This is a genomic window from Streptomyces sp. HD (assembly GCF_028369295.1).
Taxonomy (GTDB): Bacteria; Actinomycetota; Actinomycetes; order Streptomycetales; family Streptomycetaceae; genus Streptomyces.
The window spans coordinates 124,892-141,850 of record NZ_JAQMYP010000017.1 but is presented as its reverse complement, the minus strand read 5'-3'; the positions used below and the strand labels follow the sequence as shown (position 1 = coordinate 141,850).

Genomic DNA, 16,959 nt, shown 5'->3' with positions numbered 1-16,959 from the left:
GTTCCGCTTGCCGTGTCGCCGTCTGCCGTCTAGCCGTCGTTCGCACGGGAACGAAGTTCCCGACGGAGGATCTTCCCACTTGCCGTCTTGGGCAAGTCGGGCAGGACCTCCACCTGCCGCGGATATTTGTAAGCGGCCAGTCTCTCCCGGCAGTACTCGGCGAGTGCGTCGGGGTCCGTTTCCGCACCCGGACGGAGGCTGATGTACGCCTTGACGGTCTCCCCGCGGTACCCGTCGGGCACTCCCACGACGGCCGCCTCGCGCACCGCGGGGTGGGTGTAGAGCACGTCCTCGACCTCGCGCGGCCACACCTTGAAGCCGGACGCGTTGATCATGTCCTTCTTGCGGTCGACAACGTACAGCCAGCCCTGCTCGTCCATGAACCCGATGTCACCGGTGCGCAGCTCGCCGTCCGGGAAGGTCTCGGCGGTGGCGTCGGGGCGCCGCCAGTAGCCCGGGACGACCTGCGGCCCGCGTACGACGATCTCGCCCTGCTCCCCGAAGGGCACCTCCGCGCCCTGGTCGTCGACGATCCGTACGACGGTCTCGGGGCCGGGCAGGCCGACGGCGAGCGTGCCGGAGACCGGGTCGACGGGGGCCTCCAGGCCGGGCGGGACGGAGGCGCAGGGGGCGGTGCACTCCGTCAGCCCGTACCCGTTGCGGATGTACGGACCGAAGCCGGCCCGGAACTTCTCCACCAGGGCGGGCGGCAGCGGGGCGCCGCCGGAGGAGATCATCCGGAAGGAGGCGAAGTGGTCGCGGGTGACCGCCGGGTGGGCGGCCAGCGCCATGAAGGCGGTCGACGGGCCGACGGTGTAGTGCGGCCCGTGCTCGGCGAACGCGTCGAGCACGACACCCGCCTCGAAGCGGTACGCCAGCACGAGCGTGCCCGCGCTGTCGAGACAGGCGCCGAGCTGGCAGACCATGCCGGTGATGTGGAACAGGGGCGCCAGCGCGAAGTAGACGGGCGCCTCGGGCAGTTCAAGGCCGGTCCGCTGCCGCTCGGCGTTGTACATGATGTTGCCGTGCGTGTTGGTGGCGCCCTTGGGGGTGCCGCTGGTGCCCGAGGTGTAGCTGATCAGCGCGACGTCGGACGGGCCGGCGTCACGGCCCTCGGGCGCCTTGTGCCCGGCACGGGCGACGGCCGTCAGATCGTCGGCGTCACCGGCCTGCGGCAGCCGCTCGAAGCTCAGCACGCGCGCGTCCGTACGAGTTTGAAAGTCCAACTCGCAGCCGGTGAGCACGATCCGCACCGGCGAGTCGGCCGCCGTCTCGCGCAGATACGACTCCCAGGCCCGGTCGGAGCAGATCAGCGCGGCCACCTCGCCGTCCCGCAGGACGTGCGCGACCTCGCCCGACTTGTACATCGGGTTGACGGGCACGACGACCGCCCCCGCCTTCCAGGCGCCGAGCAGGGCGAGCACGAAGTGCGGGGAGTTCTGCAGCAGGATCGCCACCCGGTCGCCGCGCTCCAGACCGCGGGCGGCTAGGTGCCCGGCGACGGAGTCGCTGAGCTCGTCGACCTCGCGATAGGTCAGGCGGCCGTCGAAGTAGGCGAGGAAGACACGCTCCGGGGTCTGGGCGGCGACCCGGCGCAGCGCGTGCACGAGGGAGTCGGCGGGGTCTATGGAGGCGCGCTGGGCGTCGCTGAGCAGCGCGAGCCAGGGCTTGGCCGCGTAGCGGGAGGCGGGGGCGTCGGTCATCGGTTCGCCTCCCACTTCTGCTGGAGGTGGTTCATGTTGCCCAGCCAGCGGTCGGGCTCGGCGGCCCGCGCCTGGTAGTAACCGGCGACGTCGGCGTGCGGCAGGATCAGGAAGCGGTCCTCCGCCATCCCCTTGAACAGGGCGTCCGCCACGTCCTCCGGGGCGATGGCGGTGGGCTTCAGCACCAGGTCCCCCGCGCTGCCGGTGGCGTCCAGCATGTCGGTGCGCACGCCCTGCGGACAGATGGCGTGCACCTTGATCCCACGGTGCCGGTAGGTCAGCGACAGATACTCGGCGAAGGCATAGGCGCCGTGCTTGGTGACGGCGTAGGGCGCGGCGCCGATCATGGTGAGCAGCCCGGCGGCGGAGACGGTGGAGACGAACCGCCCGCTGCCGCGCTCCAGCCAGGCCGGCAGCAGCTCGTTGGCGGCACGCACGTGTGCCATGACATTGACGTCCCAGGACGTCGCCCACACCTTCTCGTCGACCGCCTGCCCCGCTCCCTCGTCACCGAAGGCGACACCCGCGTTGGCGCAGTACACGTCGACCACACCGCCGAGCGCGTCCCGGGCCTCACCGACGACGGCGGAGGCGTCACCGGGAACGGCGATGCCGCCGATCTCACCGGCAACCGCCTCGGCCTTCCCGGCATCCAGATCGTTGACGACGACACGAGCCCCCTCGGCGGCGAAGCGCCGGGCAAGGGCCGCCCCGATGCCACCCCCAGCCCCGGTAACGACGACTCCGGCACCTTGAACGGCTTCCACCATCGGTCTCCTTCGACTGCGGCTCGCTTGCAAGGACCAGACTAACCGGTCGGTATGTACCAGGGAAGGGCGACTGCAACACCTCAAGGGGGCGCGGGGCTGTATCGATGTGCGGCTCCGCCGCGTGGGCGCGACCAGCCACAGACAACCCGCACCCTCCCCACGACCTGCGGGAGCGCATAACGTGCACACCATGCGCCTATCCAGACGAGCCCTCCTCGCAGCGACAACGGCAGCAGCAGCACTGACCTCCGCCTCCCCGGCCTCCGCGGCCGAGCCCCGCAGGCCCCTACGCACCGGATTCGAGCGCCTGGCCGCAGACGGCTACGCCCAGCTCAGCGGTGCACGCGTCGGAATCGTCACCAACCCCACCGGAGTGACCCGAGACGTCCGCCACATCGTCGACGTCATGCACGCGGACGACCGTGTGAACCTGACAGCCGTCTTCGGCCCCGAGCACGGCTTCAGGGGCACCGCCCAGGCAGGCGGCTCGGAAGGCCGCTACGACGACCCGGCGACGGGCCTGCCGGTCTACGACACGTACCTGAAGAGCGGCCGCCCCCTCGCCGACATCTTCACCGCCTCCGGCGTCGACACGGTCGTCTTCGACATCCAGGACGTGGGCGCCCGCTTCTACACCTACATCTGGACCCTCTACGACTGCATGGAGGCGGCCCAACTGGCCGGCAAGCGCTTCGTCGTGCTGGACCGCCCGAACCCGGTCACCGGGCGAGCGGCCCAAGGCCCGGTCCTGCACAAGGAGTTCGCCACCTTCGTGGGCCGCCAGCCGATCTCCCAGGCGCACGGCATGACGGTCGCCGAGCTGGCCCGGCTGTTCAACGCGGAGTTCCTGACCACCCCGGTCCCCCTGGAGACCGTACGGATGACGGGCTGGAAGCGGTCCGAGTTCTACGACGCCTGGGGTCTGCCCTGGGTACCGCCGAGCCCGAACATGCCCACCCCGGACACCGCCCTCGTCTACTCCGGCACCTGTCTCTTCGAGGGCACGAATCTCTCGGAGGGCCGCGGCACCACCCGCCCCTTCGAACTGCTCGGCGCGGAAGGCATCGACGGCCGCTGGGCGGCGGCGGCCGGTGAACTCGGCCTGCCCGGCGTGCACTTCAGGGAGGCATACTTCGCGCCCACCTTCTCCAAGTTCCAGGGCAAGACCATCGGCGGCGTCCAGATCCACGTCCACGACCGCGCCGCCTACGACCCCGTACGCACCGGAATCGCCCTGCTGGTGACCGCCAAGAGGGCCTGGAGCGGCTTCGGTTGGCGCCCCGACAACTGGATCGACAAGCTCACCGGGTCCAGCCTCGTCCGCACGATGATCGACGCGGGCGCGAGTACCGACGAGGTGGTGGCGGGCTGGCAGCAGGAGCTCGCGGCGTTCCGGCGGATGCGCAAGGAGTACCTGCTGTACAAATGAGCGCCCCCCTTGTGTGCCACTGATGGGTGACGACGTATGGCCATTCCTGCCCACTAGCAGGACGATGCGCCCGTATCGCACCACTTCGGGGGACAAGGGGGCCCGGCATGGCGGATCCGGCAGTGAGCGTGACTCCCTACTGGGAGCTGACTTTCGATGCGGACGGGGACCCGGACGCCGGGAAACGGGACCGGCTGCTGGCCGGGGTGGCTCAGCATCACCTGCGCGAACTGATCGTCTTCGCGCACGGCTGGAACAACGACCGCTCGGGAGCGACCAGGCTCTACGACCGCTTCTTCGCACCGATCCCGCAGCTCGCGCCCGAGGCGAAGATCGGGTACGTGGGTGTGGTGTGGCCGTCGATGCGCTTCTCGGACGAGCCTATACCGGACTTTCCGCGGGCGGTGGCGGCCGAGATGCCCCGTCGGCCGGCGCTCGACAAGGACACCCGGCACGCGCTCTTTGAGACGTTCCCGGGGCGGGCGACCGTGATCGACCAGATCGCGCGCATGCTGGATCAACAGCCGCGCGAGGAGAGCGAATTGGAGGAGTTCGGGCGGCTGGTGCGGATGCTGGTGGACATCGTGCCGCCGGGGCCGCAGGTGCTGTTCGCGGCGGACACCCTGTGCGAAGGGGTGCCGCAGGACGCGCCGGACATGTTCTCGGGCTCCACCGCGGCCCTGTGCGAGGAGTTCGCGGAGGCGCTGACGCTGCTCGAAACACCTCGCGACGCGCCGAACGACACACCGGCCGAGGCGCCCGACGCGCCCCCGGGCGGCGCCGCCTTCTTCTCCTTGCCGAACCCGTGGGACGGGGCCCACGAGCTGCTGCGGCAGGCGACGTACTACGCGATGAAGCGGCGCGCGGGGACGGTCGGTGAGCGCGGGCTCGGCCGGGTGATCGGGCAACTGGCCGAGCGGGCGCCTCAGCTGCGGGTGCATCTCGTCGGGCACAGCTTCGGCGCGCGGCTGGTGTCGTTCGCGCTGCGCGGACTGCCCAAGGGGGTGCGCACGGTGAAGTCCGTGACATTGCTCCAGGGCGCCTTCTCGCACTACGCCTTCGCGTCCCGGCTGCCGCACGACGCCCGCACCGGCGGTGTTCTTGAAGGCCAGCACAACCGTATCGACGGCCCTCTCGTGTGCTGCTACTCACGACACGACTCGGCCCTGTCCACGATGTATCCGCTGGCCTCCCGCATGGCGGGCGACCCGCGAGGGATCGCGCCCCTGGACATCGGCCGGATGCTGGGCGCCAAGTGGGGTGCGATGGGGCACGACGGGGTGCAGGCGGTGCCGGGGACGAAGTCGTACAAGCTGGCCGAGGCGTTGAGTGCGACGCTGCCGGCATCGGGGTGCGTGAACATCGACACGGCGACGGTGGTCAGGCGGGGCGGGCCGCCGGCGGGGGCGCACAGCGACATCGTGCACCGGGAACTTGCGCAGATGGTGCTGGCGGCGGGCCGTATCCACTGACCCACCGCCAGCCACTCACCTGTCACCTGTCACCTGTCACCTGTCACCTGTCACCTGTCACCTGTGTGACGTGAACTCCACTACCTGCTGATACGTCGGCCGGTTCTGCCAGCTGATCTTGCCGTGCTTGATGCCACCGAGGGTGCGCTGGACGATCGAGTCGGCGCACCACTGGTCGCCCGCCGAGCACTGGTCGTCGCCGGGGTAGACCTGGGCGGCGGTCTTGCCGGCCGCCTCCTTCAGGGTGCTGATCAGGATGTCCCGGCAGGCGTTGAGGCTGCCGCCGCCGCAGTACTTGCGGTCGAGCGGTCCTTGCACCGACTCACCGAGCACGGCCCTGATGTCCTTGTCGACATAGCTCCACCAGCCGTACTGGAAGGAGCTGCCGGCGTGCGAGCCGGTCGGGCCGTGCGCGGCCGACGGGGACTCGTCGATGGGCAGGTTGGCGGTCATCGCGCCGTACAGCTCGCTGCCGAGCCCCGGTTCGAACTCGGCCTTGACCAGCAGCGGCCACCACGCGTCCAGGATGCGGACCGCGTCGGCATTGGCGTACTTCTTCGAACCGGCCGACGTCTCGGTGCGCTTGCCGCCCGCCGTGATCCAGGTCTGGAGCTTGCTCACCGCCGCCGCGGCCGTGGAGTCGGTCACCGTGGAGCTGGTGACCACCTTGAGCAGGTCCGGCAGCACGTCCTCGGCTCGCAGGTCGGCGAGCCCCGCGTCGGCCATCGCCTTCACCAGCGACGCCCGGGTCACACCGCCCGCGGCGACCAGCTTCTTCACCCGGTTCTCCAGCAGGTTGCCGCGGTGGACCGAGCCGTCGCCCCAGGGCGCGGTCGTGTAGTCCTTGGCCTGCTTGTTGTTCCAGGAGATGTAGTAGTCCTGGTCGATGGAGTTGGGGTGGGCCGAGGGCGGGGTGTAGTCCGCCGTGTTCGTCGTCGGGTTCCAGCCCCGCCACTCGTACGCCTGCCGCGCCCAGACCGGGAACTCCGCGTCGACGCCGGTGGCGCGGACCGGGTTGTCGCCGCTGTTGTAGTAGGCGGTGTGCTCGGAGTCGGCGTAGAACCAGTTGAAGGTGTAGTTGATGTGCTGCGTCGCCTTCTGGAAGTCCTCGGGACCCTTGACGTAGTCGGGGTCGTTCAGCATCTGGAAGCCGATGATCGAGTCGGCCTCGTGCAGATAGGAGGAGCGCAGGGTGGTGTAGGCGACCTTCTTGCCGCCGACGGTCGCGCGGTGTGTGACGGGACCGTACTTGGTGCGCCAGACCCGCATCGTGTACGAGCCCGCGGGGGTGCTGTCGGCGGTCGTCGGCTTCCAGGCGTTCTTCTGCTCGACCTTGTCCATGGCGGTGCAGGTGCCGCGGTACAGGTAGTGGTAGTCGTCCTGGCACAGCTCGACGGCGTAGGTGTCGATGATGTCCTGGCCGGAGGTCGTGGCGCTCCACGAGTAGTCCTGCCCGCGGCCCAGCTCGACGTACATGCTCAGGCCGGCGAAGGAGGCGCCGCGCGCGCTGATGCCGGGGCCCTGGATCTCCTGGAGCAGAAGCAGCTGGGGTGCGAAGTAGCCGGTCTGCGGGCCGAAGACGGCGACCGGGTGGCCGCTCGCGGTGTGCTTTCCGCCGACCACGAGGGCGTTGGACATGCCCCGCTTGGCCGAGGTCATGGCGGTCCGGGCGGCCGTGGTGGAGGCGCCGGTCGCGGCCGAGCCGGCGGCACTGCCCGTACGGTCGTACACGAGCTGTTCCTCGGCCACCGAGCCGGCGTCGGGCAGGGCCTCGCCCTGGGGGGTGTCGGGTTTCGTGGCGTACGGGAAGCTCTTGTCGCGGACGGTGACGACCGCCTCGGGGTCGTTGCGCTCGCGGAACGACTCCCACAGCTTCGTGCCCTCGGCCACGCCGTACTTCTGCTGGGCGGCCAGCAGGGAGATCGCGTTGTTGACCTCGCCGCCTCCTCCGGAGCCGAACAGGGCGCCGATGACGGAACCCAGCGCGACCATGTCGGTGATCTTGAAGTGCTCGATGGTGCCGGCGTTGGTGACGGAGTCCTTGTGGCCGGTCAGGACGTATTCGCCGGGGAAGTAGCGGCCGCTGTCGGAGGCGTCTATGTAGGAGTTGATGCCGTCGAGATAGGCCTTGGCGTCGGCGAGGGCCAGTTGGCCGCGCTCGCCGTTGGAGGCGACGGCGTTGTCGATCTGGGCCTGCAGATCTGCCTCGGTGTACGGGGCGTTGCGCCAGAACTGCTGCTCAAGGCCCTGGTTGGAGGGCGCGCCGCCCGCGAAGGAGGTCAGCTGGCCGCGGCCGACGTGCCGGAAGACGTCCATCAGCCACAGCCGGTCCTGGGCGGCGGCATAGCCCGCGCCGAACTCCGTGCCGTATCTGGTGGTACCGGTGATGTGCGGTACGCCCGTCTTCTTGTCACGGACGATCGTCACGTCGCTGCGTCCCGCGGGATTCACGGTGGAGGCGACCTGGTCGGAGGGAACGCCGAACGAGGCGTCGTTGAAGAAGTTGTTGATCGTCGCGTTGGTGAGGCCGGAGTGGCCGGTGGCCAGGTTGGCATAGGGGCCCAGCTGGTCCGAGGCGTGTTCGGGCATGGTGCCGAATGCCTGGTTGAGCAGGACCTGGGCGAGGGTGGCGTTGCCGTTCTGGCCCGGCGGCAGGATGTCGGAGCACTGGTTGCCGCAGTGGTCGTTCGCGGCCGCCGCCTCGGCCACCGCCGCTTCGGGCGCGGCCACCGCTTGGGAAAGAGGCGACAAAAGTCCGGCAATCAGCGCGCATACGGATGCGGTCTTCAGGAACCCGGGGAATCTGCCGGGAGTTCTCAGTCCGGCTGGGGCGTTGCGTGGGGTACGCCGTGGCATGGCAGCTCCTACCGACGAGGGTGGGCCGGGATGTTACCGGCGGTATCCCCGGGATTGAAGATGAACATGCGTCACGTTTCAGCGTCACGAGGGCCCGGTTCGCAGTCACCAGGGCTCGCTATGGAGGTCATCGGAAATCGGATGGAGCCGAATCGCATGTCGATACGTCTATTCGTCAACGCCGCGCGAAGTCCGTGCGGCTACGCCGAAGTGACCGAAGTACAGGTGCAGGTGTGACGGAGGTGCAGGGCGATGGCCGGTTTCCGGAGTCTGGCGAGACAGGTGCGCGATCCGCGGTGCGATCTCGCGCTGCGGCGCTACTCACTGCGTAAGTGCCTTGAGCGGTTCGCTCCTTACGGGCACAGGGCGACCTGGGACCACTTGTGCTCCCGGGCGGGATTCGGTCCGGAGGACCGGTCCCCCGACCCGGCGCGGCTCGTGGCCGCGTTGGACGAGTTGGAAGAGGCGCGTTCGGTCTGGCTGGCCTACGAGGTCGAGTTCGCCGAGCGACGCAAGAAGGAAAAGCACGACGGACTGCGCAGGCCGGGCACCGTGGACGACTGGCACCGGCTGACCTGGGGCGGTTTCGGAGTCGCCTGGTGCGACAACCCCCGGGTGCACCCGCATGAACCACTGGCCGAGGTGCTGCGCCTACTGATCTCCGCGCTGGAGCGCGAACCGGGCTCAGAGTGCCCGGTGTGCGGCGGGGAGCGGCTCATCTGGAAGTACGACCTGGCCCATGAACCGTCGTCGGGCCCGGTCTGCACGGACTGCGGAATCGTGGTGCCGCGTCCGGTTCTGACGCCCGAAGCGCTGGCATCGTCGCGGCGCGGACGGCGGCTGCTCATGTCCGCCTAGAACGTCGGGGGTGCGCCGGGGATGCCGCACCCCCTCATTGCCGGCCTCCCGCCGGATAATGGCGACTTCCGCCCGATCCGGGTTCACCGGCCGGCCGACCCCCGTTGTCAGTGCTGACTGGCACCATCGAGACATGATCCAGGTGTGTCTGAACGGGCCCCGGGGAGCGGGCGACGGTGCGGCGGTACCCCTGTCGCCGCAGGCCATGGCCGAGTCCGCCGCCGCGGCGGTCGCGGCCGGCGCCACCGACATCCATGTCCACCCCAAGACCCCCTGCGGGCAGGACAGTCTGTCGCCCCGCGTGCTCGCGCCCGTGCTGGAGGCGATACGGGCCCGGGTGTCGGTGCCGGTGGGGGTGACCACGGGCGCCTGGGCGGAGCCGGACGCGGCGGCCCGGCTGGAGCGCGTACGCAGTTGGTCGGCGCTCCCGCTCCTCCCCGACCACGCCTCGGTCAACTGGCACGAGGAGGGCGCCGAGGAACTGGCCGCGGCACTGATCGAGCGGGGCGTGGGCGTCGAGGCCGGCATCTGGTCCGGCACGGACGGGGCGGCACGGTTCGCCGCCTCGCCGCTGGGGCCGAGGGTGCTGCGGGTGCTGGCGGAGGTGACGGACACCTCGGCGGAGACGGCCGAGGAGACCGCGCGTGCGCTGCTGGCCGCCCTGGGCCCGGCGTCCGGCCGTCCGGTGCTGCTGCACGGGGAGGAAGGGGGCGCGTGGCCGGTGCTGCGGCTGGCGGGGCGACTGGGGCTGGGGACGCGCATCGGACTGGAGGACACCCTGACCCTGCCGGACGGGGAACGGGCGTTGTCCAACGCTCAGTTGGTGGCCGAGGGGCTGGTCCAGTACGGGTCGGCCCAGCGCTCGTCGTAGGACACGCGGCGGCCTGCTCGGCCGGCCATGAGCGGCGCAGCACGGCCTCGTGATCATCGATGGTGCCCCCCTTTTGGTGCCCCCTTTTTTTGGGGGGCGGGCACCTCGAAGAGGTGGTGACGCACCACGTCCACGGGTATGCGCACATGCGGTGTGCGCAGATACACGGTCTCCTCGGGTGCGTGGCAGTAGCCGCAGCCGGCCTCCTCGGGGCTCGGGAAACCCCGGCCGAAGATCGCGACGATAGCAGCCGCTAAACCGTTCGATCCATCCCTTTCCCGTCCGGACAGTTGGGGGCGATGAAACGAGAGCCGAGGCCCTGAAGGAGCCCCTCATGTCGACGCTGCGCGTCACCGCCGAAGTGCTGACCGTCCACGAGCATCCCAACGCCGACGCCCTCGAACTGGCCCAGGTGGGCCTGTACCGGGCCGTCGTCGCCAAGGGCGCGTACCGCACCGGTGAGGCCGCCGTGTACATCCCCGAGCAGTCCGTGCTGCCGGCCGGGCTGATCGAGGAGCTGGGGCTGACGGGGCGGCTGGCGGGGAGCAGGGCCGACCGGGTCAAGGCGGTGCGGCTGCGCGGTGAGCTGTCGCAGGGCATCGTGTGCCGGCCGAGGTCGCTGGCCGACGTCGATCTGACGCGGGCGGCGCAGGACGGGACCGACTTCGCGGAACTGCTCGGCATCACCAAGTGGGTGCCGCCGATCCCGCCCACGATGTCCGGTGAGGTGGAGTCGGCGCCGGATCTGCTGCCGTGGGTCGACATCGAGAACATCCAGCGGTATCCGGACATCTTCACGCCGGGCGAGCCGGTGGTGCTGACCGAGAAGCTGCACGGGTCGGCGTGCCTGCTGACGTATGTCGCCGACGAGGAGCGGGTGTACGTGTCCTCCAAGGGCTTCGGGGCGAAGTCGCTGGCGCTGAAGGACGACCCGCGGAACCTGTACTGGCGGGCGGTGCGGGGGCATGGCGTCGCCGAGGCCGCGGCCCGGGTGGCCGAGCGGGTCGGGGCCCGACGGGTGGGCATCTTCGGTGAGGTGTACGGCGCGGGGGTGCAGGACCTGACGTACGGGGCCGACGGGCGGCGCGAGACCCTGGGGTACGCCGCGTTCGACGTCTCCGCCGAGATCGACGGCCGGGTGGTGTGGCTGGACCCGGCGGAGGTGCTGGACGGCGAACTGCCTTTGGTGCCGAGGCTGTTCGAGGGGGCCTTCGACATCGAGCGGGTGCTGGAGGTCGCGAGCGGACGCGAGACGGTGTCCGGGCGGGAGCTGCATCTGCGGGAGGGCGTGGTGATACGGCCGGCTGTCGAGCGGTACAGCGCGGTGACCGGGGGACGCGCGATCGCGAAGGCGGTGAGCCCGGCCTATCTGACGCGGAAGGGCGGGACCGAGTACGAGTGACCGGGGCCCGGCCCGGGTGATCGACACAACCGGACGGCCAGGGCCACCGCCGCCCGAGCGGTGGCCCTGGCCGTCTTTGTGCCGTGGCCGCGCCCCCGCGGGTCAGCCTTGGCCGCCCTTCTGCCGGCCTCCTCCTGGTTCCGCCATCAGCCGCGACCCCGTGAGCCGTTCACCGAAGGCGTCGTCCGGGTTGGACAGGACGCAGGTGTCCAGCGACAGGCAGCCGCAGCCGATGCAGTCGGTCAAGTGGTCGCGGAGGCGGTTGAGTTGCTTGATGCGTTCGTCGAGTTCCGAACGCCACGCCTCCGACAGACGTGCCCAGTCCTCGTGGGTGGGGGTGCGTTCCTCGGGGAGCTCGGCGAGGGCCTCGCGGATCGTGGCCAGGGGGATGCCGACGCGCTGCGCGGCCCGGACGAAGGCGACCCGGCGGAGGGTGTCACGGGTGTAGCGGCGCTGGTTGCCGGAGGTGCGGCGGCTGCTGATCAAGCCCTTGGACTCGTAGAAGTGCAGGGCCGACACCGCGGCGCCGCTGCGGGCGGACAGCTGGCCGACCGTGAGCTCGTGGATCTTCTCGGGGATCTGGGGCACTCCTCAAACCTACCTATCGTGTCACCGCCCCGGTCCGTTGACAGCGGCTTGCCGACCTAGCATGCTAAGCAGTCGCTTAGACATTGCTGATGTGCGATACGCGACGCGAGAGGCCTGGACATGGCAGAGCCGAGGATCTTCACCTCCGCCGACGACCTGAAGGCGGCGGTGGGCGAGCAGCTGGGGTACACGGACTGGCTGGAGGTCGACCAGAAGCGGATCGACCTGTTCGCGGAGGCCACCGGTGACCACCAGTGGATCCATGTCGATCCCGAGAAGGCCGCCGCCGGGCCGTTCGGCACCACCATCGCCCACGGGTACCTCACCCTGTCGCTGCTTCCGCTCTTCGGACCTCAGCTCATCGCGGTCGAAGGCGTCAAGATGGGCGTCAACTACGGGACGAACAAGGTGCGTTTCCCGGCCCCGGTCCCGGTCGGCTCCCGGCTGCGCGCCACCGCCACCATCACCGGCGTCGAGGACGTGACGGGCGGCGTCCAGGTCAGCATCGCCTTCTCCGTGGAGCGCGAGGGCGGCGACAAGCCGGTGTGCGTCGCCGAGTCGGTGTCCCGCTACTACTTCTGAGCGGGACGGTCCGAGCCGGGCGGCGGACTACTTCGCCCCCACCATCCGCAGCACGAGGTCGGCGTACAGTACGCCGACCTCGTCCGGTGTCCAGGGGCCGTCGACGCTGAACCAGCGGGCCACGTCGATGCACAGCGACAGCACCGCGAGGGTCGTGCCCTTCACGTCCAGCACATCGAAGTCACCGGCCGCCACGCCGTCCTCGATGATTCCGCGCACCTCGGCGTCGCACTGCCGGCGCAGCGCGAGGATCTCGCCGCGGGCGTCCGGGCCGAGGGAGTCGAGCTCGTACTGCACGACCCGCGCGGTGGTGCGTCCGCCGGCGTGCCAGCGGACGAAGGAGCTCACGGCGTCGGCGAGCCGCTCGGCCGGGGTGCCCTCGCGGCGGGCCGCCGTGCGCAGGATGTCGAGGGCCTTCTCGTGGCCGATCCTGCTGATGCGGTGGAGGAGCTCTTCCTTGGTCTTGTAGTGGATGTAGAGCGCGGCCGGACTCATACCGGCGCGGCCCGCGATGTCACGGGTCGTCGTGGCGTGGTAGCCGCGCTCGGCGAAGGCCTCCACGGCGGCGACCAGCAGCCGCCGGGCCGCGTCGGGCGTGACCTCACCCCACGCCGACGTCTCGCCGCCGGCCGTGTCCTCCGCCGTACTCATCGCTCACTCGCCCCTCTCGATGACAGAACCACCACCATACCGCCGATACTGAGCGAGCGCTTAGCGAGCCCGCCGGAGAGGGACGGCCGGGGGCGGCGTGCGTCAGACCTTCTCGAAGGGGTCGTGTTCCGCGAGGAGTTTCTCCAGCCGCGCCTGGTCCACGCGGCTCACGATCTGTCCGGCCTCCTGGCGGTCCCGGATGACCTTGGCGAGGGTGAACGCCGAGGTCACCAGGTAGAGGACGGCGATCGCCAGGAACCCGCGCACCCAGGCGTCGGCGTTCAGCTGGTAGATACCGATGCCGGTGGCGGCCATGGCGATCGCGAAGGACGCCACGGACTGCCCGTAGAACGCCGCCGTACTCTGCTGTTTGACCGGTGTGTCACTCATGGGGAACAGGTTCGACGGTTGTGGCACCGGCCACATCCGGCGAGATACTCAGTCGGGTACTCAAGCCTCGTCGATGGCAGGCATCGCAGCTCCCTGTGGCTGCCACCCCCTGAGGAAGGCAGCTTGGCGGCTGACATCGACGAGCTCTATGCGCGCGCCGATGCTGTCCAGGCGGTGGTATACGAACGGACGGCCATGGGGACAGCCGGAGAAGTCCAAGGGGAAGCCCTCCCCTTCCAAGCGGCGCGAGCCTTCCCGGACATCGCTCGACCAGAAACCGATGTGGTCGAACCTGGGCCCGTCCGCCGCATGCCAGGGACTGCCGGGAGCCCCCTCGATGAGCTCGATGAACGGCGGTCCACCGGCGGTGAAGACGATCCGGTAGTCCCACTCGCCGAGCCGGTCGGACACAGGTTCGCTCCACTCGACACCGGCAGACCGCTGAAAGTCCCGCATCGCTTGTTCGAGCTCCTGCACAACGAAGCACACGTGGTAGAAGGCAACCATCCACCCATGATCTGCGATGCCTCAGAACGCCGAAACCCCCGTCAGCGCCCGCCCGATGAGCAGCTTCTGGATCTGGCTGGTGCCCTCGTAGAGGGGCATCACGCGGGCGTCGCGCAGCAGCTTGCCCGCCGGGTACTCGTCGATGTAGCCGTAACCGCCGAAGACCTGAAGGGCGTTGTTGGCGGCGCGCACGGCCGCCTCGGAGGCGAAGAGCTTGGCCTTGGAGGACTCGACGGCGAAGGGCTGCCCGCGGTCGATGAGGTCGGCGACCCGCCAGGTCAGCAGCCGGGCCGCGTCCACGTCGACGGCGATGTCGCTGATCAGCTCCTGGACCAGCTGATGGTGGGCGATGGACTTGCCGAACTGCTCACGCTCACCGGCGTACCGGACTGCCGCGTCCAGGGCGGCCTGGGCTATGCCGACGCAGCCCGCGGCGACCGACATCCGCCCCTTGGCCAGAGCCGACATCGCGACCGAGAAGCCCTTGCCCTCCTCCCCCAGCATGGCCGTCGCGGGCACCCGTACGTCCTGAAGGACCAGCTCGGCGGTGGCCTGGCCGCGCAGGCCGAGCTTGCCGTGGATGGTGCGGCGGGTCAGGCCGGGGGCGCTGGTGGGGACCAGGAAGGCGGAGACGCCCTTGTGGCCGGGCGCGTCCGTGGAGCGGGCGAAGAGCAGCACGACGTCGGCCCAGGTGCCGTTCGTGATGAACGTCTTGGTGCCGTTGATGACGTAGTCGTCGCCGTCCCGGACCGCCCGGGTGGTGAGATGGCCCGCGTCGGAGCCGGTGCCCGGCTCGGTGAGGCCGAAACAGCCGACCAGTTCGCCCGCGGTGAGCCCCGGCAGCCAGCGGCGCCTCTGCTCCTCGCTCCCCCAGGCGGAGATGGTCTTGGCCACCAGCCCCAGGGAGACCGACACGATGCCGCGCACCGAGGAGTCGCCCCGGCCCAGCTCCTCCGTGACCAGGCAGTACGCCAGGTGGTCGCCGCCCGAGCCGCCGTACTCCTCGTCGATCGTCAGGCCCAGGAAGCCGACCTCGCCGAGCTTCTTCACGATCGAACGGTCCACTTCCTCGGCCCGGTCCCACGCGATGACGTTCGGGGCGATCTCCCGCTCCACGAAGTCCCCGGCCAGCCGCCGGACGGCGGTCTGTTCCTCGCTGAGCTCCAGGTTCATGCCGAGTCACCCCACAGAGAACGGTCTTCGAGAACGCACTTCGACGGCCGTACATTGAAAGCCGTACATTTAAATTAGCACTGCTAGTTTGTTTCGGCAGCTCTACTATGTGCGCCATGGCCCGACCGCGCAAGCCCCTCCTCAACTACGACCGGATCGTCGAGACGGCTCGCGAACTCGTGGACGCGGAGGGCCTGTCGGCCGTCTCCACGCGCCGCCTCGCCGGCGAACTCGGCGTGAGCGGGCCGTCCCTCTACAACCACTTCCGCACCATGGACGAGATCCTGGAGGCGGTCGCCGACTCGGTCAGCGCCCAGGTCGACCTGTCGATGTTCGAGGACGGCCGGGGCTGGCGCACCGCCCTGCACGACTGGGCCGTCTCCTACCGGGCCGCCCTGCGCGACCACCCGAACATCGTCCCGGTACTCGCCCGCGGCCCCGGCCGCCGCCCGGCCGCGCTGCGCCTCGCCGACGCCGTCTACGGCGCGATGGTCCAGGCGGGCTGGCCGCCGGCGCAGGCCACGTCCATCGGCGCGCTGATGCGGTACTTCATCATGGGCTCGGCGCTCGGCTCGTTCGCCGGAGGTTTCGTGGACGACGCGAGCGCGTACGACCCCGCCGACTACCCGCACCTCGGGCAGGCCCACCTCCTCGCCGACCAGCAGGAGAAGATCGACGAGCGGGCCTTCGAGACGGGTCTCGCTGCCCTGCTGGACGGGCTGGCCCGGCAGTACGAGCAGGTCGGACGCGATGGGTAGTGCCGCGATGGGTTGTCGTACGTGTGCGGCGGCTTCGTGGCTTGCCGCGCAGTTCCCCGCGCCCCCTGGGGTGCTGCCGAACCGTCGCTTCCCTCGCTCGGCTCCCCCAGTCACCTCACCTTTCGGTGGGCGCCGAAGTGTTCGTGCCGCATTCTGGAGCGCATGGCCACCAAGGACCCCCAGGCACCGCACCTCGCCCGGCTCGCCGCGCTGATCGCCGACGAGACGCGGGCCGCGTGTCTGCTGGCGCTGCTCGACGGGCGGGCATGGACCGCCGGTGAGCTGGCACGGCATGCCGGGGTGGCCGCGTCCACGCTGAGCGAGCACCTGGGCAAGCTCGTCACGGGCGGGCTGCTCACCGAGGAGCGGCAGGGGCGGCACCGGTACGTACGGCTGGCCGACGCGCGGGTCGCCCAGCTGGTGGAGGACCTGGCCGCCCAGGTGACGCCGGGGACGGCCAGGCGGCCGCGGAATCTGCGGGAGTCCAGCGCCGGGTCGGCGATGGCCCGCGGGCGCACCTGCTACGACCATCTCGCCGGGCGGCTCGGCATCACGGTCACAGACGCGCTGACGGAACGAGGTCTGCTGGTCCAGGACACCGGGTTCGCGCTGACGGACGCGGGGCTCGGCTGGTTCGACTCCGCCGGGATCCGGCTCGACCGCACCGGTCGGCGCCCACTGGCTCGCGCCTGCCTGGACTGGACCGAGCGTCGACCGCATCTCGCCGGTGTCGCGGGTGCGGCCCTGTGCCGGCATGCGCTGGACGCGGGGTGGTGCGTACGGATCGGTTCGGAGCGCGCCGTGAAGGTGACGGCGCCGGGCGAGAAGGCTCTGTCCGAGCTGTTGGGCATCGACGCGGCCACGCTGCACTGACGTCCGGCCGGGCGCACCGCGAGCAGCCCTCCCGTCCGAAATCCGCGAGCTTTCGAATCGTTGCTTTCCTAGCCTC

Annotated in this window: 16 protein-coding genes; 8 read left to right on the top strand and 8 right to left on the bottom strand. The window is 70.2% G+C overall.

Going from position 1 to position 16,959, the window contains the following annotated elements; genetic code table 11:
- Positions 1-29 precede the first annotated feature (29 nt).
- Together POF73_RS18615 and POF73_RS18610 are read right to left on the bottom strand one after the other, a co-directional pair.
- Positions 30-1,703: a class I adenylate-forming enzyme family protein gene (locus tag POF73_RS18615; protein WP_272116648.1), complete on the bottom strand. Its 1,674-nt coding sequence runs from the start codon at positions 1,701-1,703 to the stop codon at positions 30-32.
- Positions 1,700-2,473, bottom strand: coding sequence for an SDR family oxidoreductase (locus tag POF73_RS18610; protein WP_272116646.1), 774 nt, complete (start codon positions 2,471-2,473; stop codon positions 1,700-1,702). Before POF73_RS18610 ends, POF73_RS18615 begins: the two co-directional genes overlap by 4 nt.
- Before the next feature lie 190 nt (positions 2,474-2,663).
- Here POF73_RS18610 and POF73_RS18605 point away from each other — a divergent pair, with 190 nt between their 5' ends.
- Positions 2,664-3,902, top strand: a complete 1,239-nt coding sequence (locus POF73_RS18605; RefSeq protein WP_272116644.1) for an exo-beta-N-acetylmuramidase NamZ family protein — start codon at positions 2,664-2,666, stop codon at positions 3,900-3,902.
- A 107-nt stretch (positions 3,903-4,009) separates the two neighbouring features.
- Complete coding sequence (locus POF73_RS18600) at positions 4,010-5,374, top strand: serine-threonine protein kinase (RefSeq protein ID WP_272116641.1); 1,365 nt, start codon at positions 4,010-4,012, stop codon at positions 5,372-5,374.
- Between the two features lie 57 nt (positions 5,375-5,431).
- Here POF73_RS18600 and POF73_RS18595 read toward each other — a convergent pair whose 3' ends face one another.
- A complete protein-coding gene (locus POF73_RS18595) occupies positions 5,432-8,230 on the bottom strand; it encodes a penicillin acylase family protein (RefSeq protein ID WP_272116638.1) in 2,799 nt (932 codons plus the stop codon).
- 252 nt (positions 8,231-8,482) lie between these two features.
- Here POF73_RS18595 and POF73_RS18590 point away from each other — a divergent pair, with 252 nt between their 5' ends.
- The 3 genes from POF73_RS18590 to POF73_RS18580 all read left to right on the top strand — a co-directional run bounded on the left by POF73_RS18590 (position 8,483) and on the right by POF73_RS18580 (position 11,361).
- A complete protein-coding gene (locus POF73_RS18590) occupies positions 8,483-9,088 on the top strand; it encodes a hypothetical protein (RefSeq protein WP_272116636.1) in 606 nt (201 codons plus the stop codon).
- Positions 9,089-9,221: 133 nt separating this feature from the next.
- A complete protein-coding gene (locus tag POF73_RS18585) occupies positions 9,222-9,959 on the top strand; it encodes a 3-keto-5-aminohexanoate cleavage protein (RefSeq protein ID WP_272116634.1) in 738 nt (245 codons plus the stop codon).
- 334 nt (positions 9,960-10,293) lie between these two features.
- Positions 10,294-11,361, top strand: a complete 1,068-nt coding sequence (locus POF73_RS18580; RefSeq protein WP_272116632.1) for an RNA ligase (ATP) — start codon at positions 10,294-10,296, stop codon at positions 11,359-11,361.
- 102 nt (positions 11,362-11,463) lie between these two features.
- Here the strand turns inward: POF73_RS18580 and soxR are convergent, their stop codons facing one another.
- Positions 11,464-11,949, bottom strand: coding sequence for a redox-sensitive transcriptional activator SoxR (soxR, locus tag POF73_RS18575; protein WP_272116629.1), 486 nt, complete (start codon positions 11,947-11,949; stop codon positions 11,464-11,466).
- Positions 11,950-12,069: 120 nt separating this feature from the next.
- Here soxR and POF73_RS18570 point away from each other — a divergent pair, with 120 nt between their 5' ends.
- Positions 12,070-12,531, top strand: coding sequence for a MaoC family dehydratase (locus tag POF73_RS18570; RefSeq protein ID WP_272116627.1), 462 nt, complete (start codon positions 12,070-12,072; stop codon positions 12,529-12,531).
- 27 nt (positions 12,532-12,558) lie between these two features.
- On the opposite strand, the gene POF73_RS18565 is transcribed toward POF73_RS18570, so the two are convergent.
- From POF73_RS18565 to POF73_RS18550, 4 genes are all read right to left on the bottom strand, one after another.
- Positions 12,559-13,182, bottom strand: coding sequence for a TetR/AcrR family transcriptional regulator (locus POF73_RS18565; protein ID WP_272116625.1), 624 nt, complete (start codon positions 13,180-13,182; stop codon positions 12,559-12,561).
- Between the two features lie 102 nt (positions 13,183-13,284).
- Positions 13,285-13,572: a YiaA/YiaB family inner membrane protein gene (locus tag POF73_RS18560; protein ID WP_272116623.1), complete on the bottom strand. Its 288-nt coding sequence runs from the start codon at positions 13,570-13,572 to the stop codon at positions 13,285-13,287.
- 60 nt (positions 13,573-13,632) lie between these two features.
- The gene (locus tag POF73_RS18555; protein WP_272116621.1) at positions 13,633-14,079 is read right to left on the bottom strand and encodes a VOC family protein; all 447 of its coding nucleotides are present in this window, start codon (positions 14,077-14,079) and stop codon (positions 13,633-13,635) included.
- A gap of 21 nt (positions 14,080-14,100) precedes the next feature.
- Positions 14,101-15,252 (bottom strand): acyl-CoA dehydrogenase family protein, encoded by a 1,152-nt coding sequence (locus tag POF73_RS18550; RefSeq protein ID WP_272116619.1) that lies wholly within the window; start codon positions 15,250-15,252, stop codon positions 14,101-14,103.
- Positions 15,253-15,368: 116 nt separating this feature from the next.
- Here POF73_RS18550 and POF73_RS18545 point away from each other — a divergent pair, with 116 nt between their 5' ends.
- Positions 15,369-16,010 carry a TetR/AcrR family transcriptional regulator gene (locus POF73_RS18545; RefSeq protein ID WP_272116617.1) on the top strand — a complete coding sequence of 214 codons (642 nt, stop codon included), beginning with the start codon at positions 15,369-15,371 and terminating at the stop codon, positions 16,008-16,010.
- Positions 16,011-16,172: 162 nt separating this feature from the next.
- Positions 16,173-16,883 carry an ArsR/SmtB family transcription factor gene (locus tag POF73_RS18540; RefSeq protein ID WP_272116614.1) on the top strand — a complete coding sequence of 237 codons (711 nt, stop codon included), beginning with the start codon at positions 16,173-16,175 and terminating at the stop codon, positions 16,881-16,883.
- The last annotated feature ends 76 nt before the right edge of the window (positions 16,884-16,959 follow it).